Below are 9,804 nucleotides of genomic sequence, written 5' to 3'. Positions count from 1 at the left end.
CCGCCAGCAGCTCCCCCTCGTTCTTGCGGCAGAAGATGCGCGCGCCCCTTTTGCCCAGCGCACCCGCCGAAGCGCGCCCGCGCAGCGTGCCGTAGACATGGATCGAGCCCGCCGCGATGATCTCCGACCCGGAAGCGACAGAACCCAGCACGATGACATCGCCATGCGGATGCACGATCGCCTGGCCGGAGCGGATCGGCGCCTTGATCATCAGCGTGCCCGAAGCTTCAACCTGCGGCTCGCTATCGCCCGCCTTGCTTGCGCCAGCCTTGCCGTCGCCGGCCTTGGCCGCGCTGCCCGCATCCGCATGCTGTTCAGCCGCCCTGCCCTCGGCCTTGTCGAAACCCTCCGCCCGCGCCTCGCGGGGCAGCAACCCATCCGTCGTCGCCTCCTTGGCGCCGACCAGCACCGGCGGCAGGTTGGGCGCGAGTGCGGCGTGGCCGTCGAGCTCGATGGCGTAGACGCGGATGCCGCGATGGCCAAGCACGTCGACCAGCGATTCGATCGCGGCGACATCGGGCTTCAAGGTGTTGAGATCAAGCACCACCGGCCGCCCGGCAAAATAGCCAGGCGAATTGCCGATCCAGTGATCCAGCCCCTCCAGCCACACGTCCAAAGGCGCCTCCGGCGTCAGCGTGAAAGCGACGAAAGAGCGGGCACGAAAGCGAATGGATTTGGCCTCGAGGGGGGCGGCAAAGGTCACGGCTGGCGAATCCTTACTGAGAGGTAAACGCTAGCGAGGGAATGGTTAACGAATGGTTAATGCCAGGGGTGGGAAGGCGGTAGGACGACAATTCCTGTTCCCGGCGACCCTACCCGAAAGAGCACTCGGCTACGGTGATGTTTGCTTGCCCAGCACTAGGCCGCATCACGGTCCTGCGGTTTCATGCGTGCTGGCACGTTTGCTCTGCGAATAACGTCCGCGATATGGCTAGTTAGGCCAACTTCGCCCTGCAATTCCACACCATGGTGCGGCTCAAGGCTGTCAATGACGTCGCGTAACTTCTCAAGTCCTTGCGAGACGTCAAAGACTATCCAATGCTCTGCTTTTCCCGGGACAAGCACGCCAGCAGCACTCTTAGTTGCGCCATGATGCATCTGCACCACCCATGCCCGTTTGCCATCGTGAACCCACTCGAAACGCACCGGGCCCAATTCGGCCGCACCCGCATGCAGGCGTTCAACGTCCGCGATAATTGACGACGGAAGTATCTCTGCCTTGGCAGTGCCTAACATGAACCTGTCACCCACACCGCGTAGCCCCTCGGTGACGATCTCCCCGCTCTGGAGCACTATCGACGCACCGGAATAGAGCGGCTCAACACTTGCTTGTCCCAGAATCGAAGCGATTAACTTGTGGTCCGGATCTTCTTCCTGCATGATCCTAAAGGGGTCGCTCCAGCCGCGCGTTGTCGTGAATTTGCCCGGTGTCTGCTCGATTGGTGCAGTGCGACACCAGACCTCCGACGAACCCGTTGCTTGGCCGAACGTAAACGGTGCCACCCGCCGATTGACCACAGTAGTGCGCGGTACTGGCAGGCCAATGAGGTGTGCGACAAGAAGCCCGAAGACCTTATCGCCAAGCATATGACTAAATCTGTTGGGCCACTGCGCTACCGGAAACAAATCTAACCCTTTGTGTTCAGCAATCTCCCATCCCAACGTGTGCATGCGACGCCAGCCACGTGGCCGGGGATGCAGACTGAATTCCAGGCGCGTGTTTTCGGGAACTGCCAAATCCGGTTCGAAACCGTAAACCGTAGCGAGGAGTCGGAATCCCCAACCGAGAGGTAGAGAAGCTGTGCCTGCCTTCTCTACCGCGCGAGGCGTATCGTCGGGAGCAAACTCGATGATCTTCCCAAGCACCACCCCGGAAACGCCACCATCGTGGATATCGACCGTTTCATTTACGATGGTATGCAGACCTTCGCGCGTGAGGCGTGCGATCGCATCGACAATATCGTTAACTCGAGTCAGACCGTATATGAATTCGCGGCTAAGCGGGCTTTCAGGTGTAAAGCTTCTCACATTCACGGAGCCGTCAGCGCTTCGCGCAAGGAGTGTCTCGGCAACTTCGGTAACGTTGGAGAATATGCGGTTAGGGCTTTCCCCAAGGACGCGTGAATACGCCTGCTTTGGTTTCCCACGATGCGGTTCATAGCTGACGAATTGCGCTACGTTGATAAGTTCAGCGAGCCGATCGAGCGAAGCGTCTTTTCGCGGAATGCCACCACCCGGCACGTAGACTACAGTCGCCACTGTTGTTTCGAGTTGGCTATATGCAGCACGCAATGTGTTCTGGAGAGCGAGCGGCGGCACAGCCAGTGCATCAACGCGAGCGAGTGCGCGGCTGATTGCGGCGACACCATCTCGTGCGACGATGGGCGATCCGTCAACACGAGCGGTGGGGATGCCTTCGAGATGTGCACGGCAGAATTCAGAGGCACTACCCGCGCTGTATTCCCATCCGTCCATTAACAGGATGCGGCTCGCGTGAGCTGAGATGAACTGCTGCCACAACTCTAGATAATCTTCTTGGGTCCAACCGTTAATGAATAGGCTCGCTGGCTCAACCACCGGCTCCGAGCCCCTGGCGCGGAGCAGTTCGGCTGTCGCTTTGAGCTGGTTCTCGTTCGGAATAATCACCTGCTCGACAAGTTCGGCACGATAAGCGCTCGCATCGGCCTCAAGCTGATATCCGATCTTGCTCCACCAATCTATGAACCGCAGTCCCGACGTGATCGGGCCGCTGAGATAGACGACCTTTCGTGATCCGAAGGCAGAACGCCAAGCTTGACGGATGCCGCTTAGCGGCTGGGGGGATTGAGCTGTCATTTCCTAACGTATTCCGGACTGCGCCGCTTAACGAACCTTAAGGATTCTTCTCTGAGCTTAAGTTCACTAGCGAACGAAGCCAGCTTGCCATTCTTTTCATCAGCCTTAAATAAAGCCGCGCAATCGAGAGCCGGATTTTTCTTTTCCTTAAGGACTGCGCCCTCCCGCGCTGCCATCTCGATAAGGGGCAGGAACTCGCGTTCAATTGCCTCCCGATCGTCTATTTCGTCGAATGCGCCATTGTAGAGGCGAAGAGTCGTTGTGCGTCCCCATTCCAAGAACTCACTCTCAAGTTCCGTCACACTTTGACTGTTACCAACCTGGCGAACAACACGCGCCACTGCAGCCTCGATATCCTTATAGCCCAAGAAGAATGAAGCACTCCGCAGGATACTCCATTTACCGGATTTCTCGATATTGTCAGGATTCAGCGCATGGTCGGCCGGGAGATTTCCCTTTTCGATCGCATCTTTCAGAAAATTCTTTATCATCTTCTGCCTTGAAGTAGCATCCGGCGGAAGCAGTAGGTAATTCTCGTCGATACGCCCCGTTCTACGGATCGCCGGATCGATGCGATATGCGTAATTGGTAGCCATGATGAAGATACCGCGCTTCGCTCGGCGCAAGTTATTAAACTTGGTCAGCATGCCAGGCGTCATGAACTTGAATACGGTATCTTGCTGGCCATGCCGCTTCGAGCTTCGATCCAGCACGAGTTCGTCAATCTCGTCGAAGAGGACCACGACGTCCGCCTGCGCCTCAAGCACCTCAAAGATCATTTTAGCGCGCGCTTCCACCTCGCCCCCGCCACCTGCCAGAAAGTCGCTGACGGTAATCGTTACGAGCGGAAAGCCGAGCGCATCCGCTAAATTTTCAGCAACGCTGGTTTTGCCGGTGCCAGGCGGGCCATAAATTAACATAGAATAATTTCGGGGACTTCCGCCGAGCCAAGGCAAAAGGAACTCCTCTTCTACCTTACGATAGGTCTCGAAGTATGGCCCGAGTGAGGTTATCGGCTCAAAGCTCTCCCTCAGATCTGCTTTGTCATCCGGGGCCGCGGCCGTTGTCGTCTTTCGAGCTAGTTGCATCGCTTGGGTCGCAGGACTCCAAGACTGTTTGGCACGTTGAGGCTTTCGAACGTTGAAGCGAGACAGTCGCAGCGTGGTGCGAGCTATGTGGCCGTGGAGGCTACGCCGGTATCCCAGAAGAAAATCGACTACCTGCGCGGTATCCCAAAGTTGGATCGAGTCAGGATCCGCGACATGGTCCGAGTGCCAGCCTGAAACTCGGCGTGGCGTTCCTTCAACATCGATTGTGACGCGCCTCGCCGCAAGCCAACTCCAGAAGCGGCGAAACAGAGCTATGTATCGTTCCGAGCGCCCATGAAACCGCTCGTCCTTATCTAGTCTCTGGCAGCACCGCAGAAGTGAATTTGCGGCCTCCACACTTATTGGGAAAAGTACAAACCCCTTTACGGTGCGCAGGAAGGGCTTACTTGGGCGCCAGTGAGCACTAGTCTGCTGCGCTTGCTCGAGGACATCAAGAACACGGTCGAATAGACGCACATCTATTGTCTGCTCCGAGAGGAGCAGCACGCCCTCCAAAGAGAAGATCAACTCGGCAGGATCGAAGCGGCTGTCCGGGATATTTGAGTACGAAAGCTGATCGTGAAGTGTACTCTCAAAGTAGCGCAGATATGCAGCTCTGCCTTCTATCTCTTGCCCCAGCGTATGAGCTGCACGCACGACTAACAAAGGAACGAATGCGTTGGGTACGACTTTTGATTCCGTCAAGCCTCTGTTCTTAAAAATAAAAAAACTGACGAAGCTGTTCGTCGGATCAATCTTTACGAGTTTCTGAACGACGATCCTGGCATCGGCCATGAGATCATCGGTCCCACCAGGTGTCGCCGACAAAACCTCGGCAAGAAACGACATGGTTAGCGGGTCATTGGTCCCGTAGGTAGGAGAAATCGTTGTTATGGTTTGGGCTCTGGTCTCAGAACGGGCTTCTCTAAGCTCAGCGACCAACCTGTCAAATGCCTTCTTTCGCGCTTCATCCAGCTTTTTCGCGTATTGACCGCCAACCTCAAATGCATAGCCTGGACGAGATGTGCCAACTCGTTGCGACTCGCGAAGAAGATCGATTGCGCGGATCATCATTGTCATCGTGCTATGCGAAATCTTGTGCTTGTCATTTTCTTTTCGGCGATCGGGAATTTCATAGGGCCAGTTGGGTTTCTCCGAATTGAACGTTCCCGCAATCGTTTCTCCTGTTTCTAGAAGCACTCGATCGATGGCGGCAATGTCTTCCCGATCACGTTGGATTCCATCACTGAGATAGGATTCGAGAGTATGCAAATGACCTCTGGAGTTCACTGTTCCTGTGCCGCAAGCGACCGATTCGGTATAAGGGCACTGTAGTGTTTAGGAAAGGGTGACCGCATCACTCAACCTGAGCCTAACGCATCCATACTAAGCGATACGCGCCCAGGGAGCTGTGATCCACCGCAACCCGCCCCTCAACTGAAAGCTTCCCTACCACCCATTCGCCACCATCAGCACGTTGCCCGTCTCCTGCTCCGCTGCTGGTGCAGCTATATTGCGCCGATGGCGGCAATTGCCAGTAGGAACATGCCCGCCGTGATCGCTGTCTTCTCGGAATGTTCTGCCGGGCGAAGTTTGGTGTGAAAGAGGACTCCCGCCGGGCCATGCCCAGGTATCCAGCCTGCAAGGAACGTCCCACTATCCCCTCAATGCCGCTTAAAATACTACACCTCGCGCTCATGCTTCTCCATCGCCTCACGCGTCTCGAACGTTCCCAGATTCCGCCTTTTCCCGGTCTTCTCATCCTCCTAGCGCGAATAAAGCCGGTATTTTCCGCATTTCATTTTCCGGATCATTTCGCTCTCCCTGGCTGATAGTTTCCCCTTGCCCTTGAGGTCCGCGCGGCTGCCCAGATTCCTCCTCGACCTCTCAAAACGGATGCACGACCCAACGACACAGGCTATATTGCCCCGTCTGGCCGAGGTCATCGAAGGGGAGGCATGACATGCAGGCAATGCCGATAGCGCATCAAGCCGCGCAACCCGTGCGCCCCATATCCTCCCTGGCCGGCTATCCGGCCGCCGTCCTGTGCTGGCTGCTTTCGGCCGGTGTCTACATCGCGGCCAAATGGGTGGCGCCTGAAATGCCGCCCTGGGGTCTCTGTTTCTGGCGGCTGACGCTTGCCTGCGCCATCCTGCTGCCGATCGTGCACCGTCATCACGAGGCGATGATCGGGCTTTTGCGAACGCGCGCCGTGGAGGTCGTCGCCGTGGGGGCGATCGGCCTGACGCTCTGCCAGGGTATGATCTACCATGGCCTCAACCACACCGACGCCACCACGGCCGGCATCATCATGGCGCTGTCGCCGGTCATGACGATGGTGCTTGCCCGTTTCGTGCTTGGCGAGCCGCTCGGCCTGTGGAAGTCGCTTGGCGCGCTGGTTGCGCTTGCCGGGATGATTTTCATCGTTGCCCACGGCAACCTGACGGCGCTGCTGCAGCTCAAGCTCAACGCCGGCGAGCTGTGGATCGTCGGCAGCGCGTTCTGCTGGGGCCTCTACACCGTGCTTTTGCGCCGTGCCAAATTCGGCATCGAACTCCTGCCGATGGTCGTGCTGCTGCTCGGCGCCGGTGCGCTGGTCGCCTTGCCTTTCCATGCGTGGGAATTGTTCAACGACGAACGCTCCGCCATGAACGTCCACAGCCTTCTCGCGCTCGCCTATCTGGCAGGTCCCGGCGGCGCCCTGATGTACTACCTCTACAACAAAAGCGTGCAAACGCTGGGTGCTAGCCGGGCAAGCATGCTGCTCTACCTGCAGACGGTGTTCGTGGCCGTGCTCGCCTATCTGCTGCTCGGCGAGGGCTTGCACGATTACGACCTGGTCGGTGCGGCCTTCATCGTCGCCGGCATCGTGCTCGCTACCGTAGTCAGGCCAGCTCAACCACGCGTGGCGTAGACATCTTGCGGGTGACGGCTGTATTCAGCGCCGGCCGCATTGGCGTTTGGTGAGTCACCATTGCGACAGCCAGAGGCCCCCTCTCAATGCCGCTTGAAATACTGCACCTCCTTCTCGTGCTTCTCCGCCGCCTCGCGCGTATCGAACGTTCCGAGGTTGCGCCGCTTGCCGGTCTTGTCGTCCTTCTTGCGCGAATACAGCCGGTATTTGCCGTCCTTGAGTTTTCGGATCATCTCGCTCTCCCTGGCTAGGATTGGCCCTGATCAAGGTTTCCGCTTACCGGGCGGCGGCCTGCCGACCAGCGCCTGCGTCTTGTCGCCATGCTCATTCCCCGGTTGTGTCAGGGATCAACGCCGTTCCAATCCAAATGATCCACCCGTTCGAAGGCAGCACTCTACGGCGCCCCCCCTCTGGCCTGCCGGCCATCTCCCCCACAAGTGGGGAGATTGGCAGCTTTGGCGTCGGCGCTTTCTGGCAACGTCGAAATTCGGCGAGCGCCGGCCAAAACGCAAAAACCCGCCTGGGCGGCGGGTCACTGGCGCAAATCAGCACCATAGGCAGAAATGTAGCATAGCTGCCCTCACCCCGTCAAGAAAAAATTCCTATCCCATCGACAAGCTCCCTGTCCGGACACATGCATCCCGGCCACGAAGGCTAGCGGCGCAATTGCGGCGGCAGCCGACATTCCAACGCAGTAAATTCAGATCCAACTTGACGGAACATTAGCCAAAGCTAATTGTTAGTGGATGCGGCAGGTGGTGCCCTCCATCGCCTGCCGAAGATCGGCCCTCCGATCGGCCCGCGTCCTCCGCCAGAGGCGCGGGCTTTTCGTGCCGATCAGCCGTCGCAGCCTAGCCGGCATTTTTCGTCCTCCGACTATTTCGCCAGTCCCTCATCGGGGTTTCGCCGCCCTTTGGCCTTGAGGCTGCGCGCGGCTTGCTCGACCGCGGCGCGGTCGTTGCCCAAGCGGTCGAGCAGTTCCTGTGCCTCGTCGCCGGAGATGCCGGTGCGCACCGCCAGCGCCTCGACCTCCAGCACGTCGGAGCTGGCGATCTCGCCGGTTTCAGGCAGCGCGTCGCCCGCCGTCAGCGGCAGGGCTCCCTCGCGGTCGATCTCGGCCTCGGCCTGGTGCCAGTGCCGCTCGGGGTCGCCCTGCATGCGGCCTTCCCGTTCCCAGATCTGGTAGGCGCGCTCACGAATTCTGTCGTCCCGGTCGTCGCTCATGGTCAGTCCTCCTTCGGGTCAGGGTTGAACGTCGCGCCAATGCGGACGCTCCGGAAAATCCGCGCGATCGGATCGCCATGCCGGCGGTGCGCGGGGGCTACTGGCATTGCCGTCTCGGGCCACCGGAGTATGGCTGGTAGCTGTTGTCTTCCGGGCGATAGGAGCGGTAGCGGCTGAAGCAGGAATCGACATGGTCGGCCGAAAGCGCTTCGCCGTCATCATCGGCAAGGTAGACGCCAAGGCCAGCGCCGTTTTCCCCGCCGTCGCCGGCAGCCGGCTGGCCGGCCTGACCGGCGGCTTCGAGATAGGGCGAGATGCAGGGGCGCAGCTGCCCGCTGTAGGAGAGATAACTGTTGTCGTCCGGATGGTAGGAGCGATAGCGGCTGGCGCACCAGGCGAGATGCGGACGCGGCAGGTCGGTTGCCTTGGGCGCGATGGCGCCGGTGACCGTCGGGTCGGGCGGCGTTTCCGGCGGTTTGGCGGGGATGTCGGGCGGCGCCGGCTGGGCGGCCGGTGAACAAAGCCGGGCAGGGCCTCGAACGCCTGCCGGCCGCGCCTTCTTGGTCCACAGCTCCGCCACGCTGACGGTGGCCGTTGCCTGGCGCGGCGGCTTTGCGGCAAGCAGCCAGGCGGCGAAGCCCAGTCCGCTGCCGAAGACCGCAAGGGTCAGCACGAAGCCGCAGACCAGTCCCAAAACCGCTTTCACGACACGCTCCTTCAGTCCCTGCTCATAGAATGCGGGGCCTCAAGGCTGGTTCCAGAAAAACGCTGGCGCGCGCGCCGGCGTTGCCGCCGGGCGCAGCCGCCAAGGGAGGCTCAAAACCCCGCCCAGACACAGTTCAGAAACAATATTCAACAGTTCGGAAAAACTGCCGAAAAGATCGGATGGCATAAGCATCCCACAACAACTGGAAAAATGGCCGTGCCGGGCAATGCCCGGCCTGGACGGGAAAGTATGGAAATGGATCACGGTGTCGATGTCGCCGAACTGGACGCGGAACGATCGGGGCTGGAAAGCGGCCCGGCAGGTGTCGATGCGCTGGTAAGAACGGCTCCCGCGACAGCCAGGCGCGGGCAAATCCTGACGGGCGCCGACTTTGCCCGCCAAGGCTTGCCCGGCGAGCGGCTCGACACCGTCTTCGAACAGCTTGCCGAGATGTTCGCAGCGCTGCCGGCGGTGATCTCCGACGGGCGTGTCTGGACCTATCGGGAGCTGGACAGGCGGGCCAACCAGTTCGCCCGCCTGCTGATCAAGCGCGGCGTGAAGCCGGGCGACCGCATCGGGCTCATCCTCGACCGCTCGGCGGAGACCTATGTCGCGCTGCTCGCCGTGATGAAGGCGGGCGCTGCCTTCGTGCCGCTGGCGACCGCCTTTCCCGAGGAGCGGATGGCGCTCATCATCGAAGACGCCGGCGTCAGCCTGATCGTCACCATCGCCGCCTATGCGTCGCGCGCCGGCCAGCTGCCGGTCCCGCATCTGCTGATCGACAGCACTGCTGCCGAAATCTCCAGACAATCCAACGCGCCGCTGCAGCCGCATGCGAAGGCCGCTTCAGCGGACGACACCTGCTACATCCTCTACACGTCGGGCACCACCGGCAAGCCCAAGGGCGTGGTCATCAAGCACCAGAGTTTCGTCAATTTCATCCGCGTCGCCGCCGCCTCCTACGGCTACCGGCCGGGCGACCGCGTCTACCAGGGCATGACGATCGCCTTCGACTTTTCCTCCGAAGAGATCTGGGT

Annotated in this window: 8 protein-coding genes; 2 read left to right on the top strand and 6 right to left on the bottom strand. The window is 59.8% G+C overall.

Translation table 11 applies throughout. The features are described 5' to 3' along the window. The 3 genes from minC to ENZ74_RS10815 form a co-directional block, all read right to left on the bottom strand. Positions 1-703 (bottom strand): septum site-determining protein MinC (minC, locus tag ENZ74_RS10825; RefSeq protein ID WP_127312770.1); only part of this gene is annotated, 703 nt, incomplete at its 3' end. A gap of 155 nt (positions 704-858) precedes the next feature. Beyond that, a complete protein-coding gene (locus tag ENZ74_RS10820) occupies positions 859-2,835 on the bottom strand; it encodes a DUF4406 domain-containing protein (protein WP_082826503.1) in 1,977 nt (658 codons plus the stop codon). After that, the gene (locus ENZ74_RS10815; protein WP_063168609.1) at positions 2,832-5,195 is read right to left on the bottom strand and encodes an ATP-binding protein; all 2,364 of its coding nucleotides are present in this window, start codon (positions 5,193-5,195) and stop codon (positions 2,832-2,834) included. The genes ENZ74_RS10820 and ENZ74_RS10815 overlap by 4 nt, the downstream gene beginning before the upstream one ends. Before the next feature lie 691 nt (positions 5,196-5,886). Between ENZ74_RS10815 and ENZ74_RS10805 the strand changes: the two genes are divergently transcribed. Continuing rightward, the gene (locus ENZ74_RS10805) at positions 5,887-6,837 is read left to right on the top strand and encodes an EamA family transporter (protein ID WP_063168610.1); all 951 of its coding nucleotides are present in this window, start codon (positions 5,887-5,889) and stop codon (positions 6,835-6,837) included. A gap of 83 nt (positions 6,838-6,920) precedes the next feature. On the opposite strand, the gene ENZ74_RS10800 is transcribed toward ENZ74_RS10805, so the two are convergent. From ENZ74_RS10800 to ENZ74_RS10790, 3 genes are all read right to left on the bottom strand, one after another. Further along, a complete protein-coding gene (locus tag ENZ74_RS10800; RefSeq protein ID WP_086081318.1) occupies positions 6,921-7,070 on the bottom strand; it encodes a hypothetical protein in 150 nt (49 codons plus the stop codon). 643 nt (positions 7,071-7,713) lie between these two features. Further along, positions 7,714-8,061, bottom strand: coding sequence for a DUF2934 domain-containing protein (locus tag ENZ74_RS10795; RefSeq protein ID WP_027160800.1), 348 nt, complete (start codon positions 8,059-8,061; stop codon positions 7,714-7,716). A gap of 97 nt (positions 8,062-8,158) precedes the next feature. Further along, positions 8,159-8,767: a BA14K family protein gene (locus ENZ74_RS10790; protein WP_127312768.1), complete on the bottom strand. Its 609-nt coding sequence runs from the start codon at positions 8,765-8,767 to the stop codon at positions 8,159-8,161. A gap of 249 nt (positions 8,768-9,016) precedes the next feature. Between ENZ74_RS10790 and ENZ74_RS10785 the strand changes: the two genes are divergently transcribed. Further along, the coding region (locus ENZ74_RS10785; RefSeq protein ID WP_164760998.1) for an AMP-binding protein at positions 9,017-9,804 on the top strand (788 nt) is incomplete at its 3' end.

The sequence above is a fragment of the Mesorhizobium sp. M7A.F.Ca.CA.002.15.2.1 genome (genome assembly GCF_003998715.1).
Taxonomy (GTDB): Bacteria; Pseudomonadota; Alphaproteobacteria; order Rhizobiales; family Rhizobiaceae; genus Mesorhizobium; species Mesorhizobium ciceri.
Note: the sequence above shows the minus strand (reverse complement) of the source record. Positions and strands in the feature narration are given on the sequence as shown.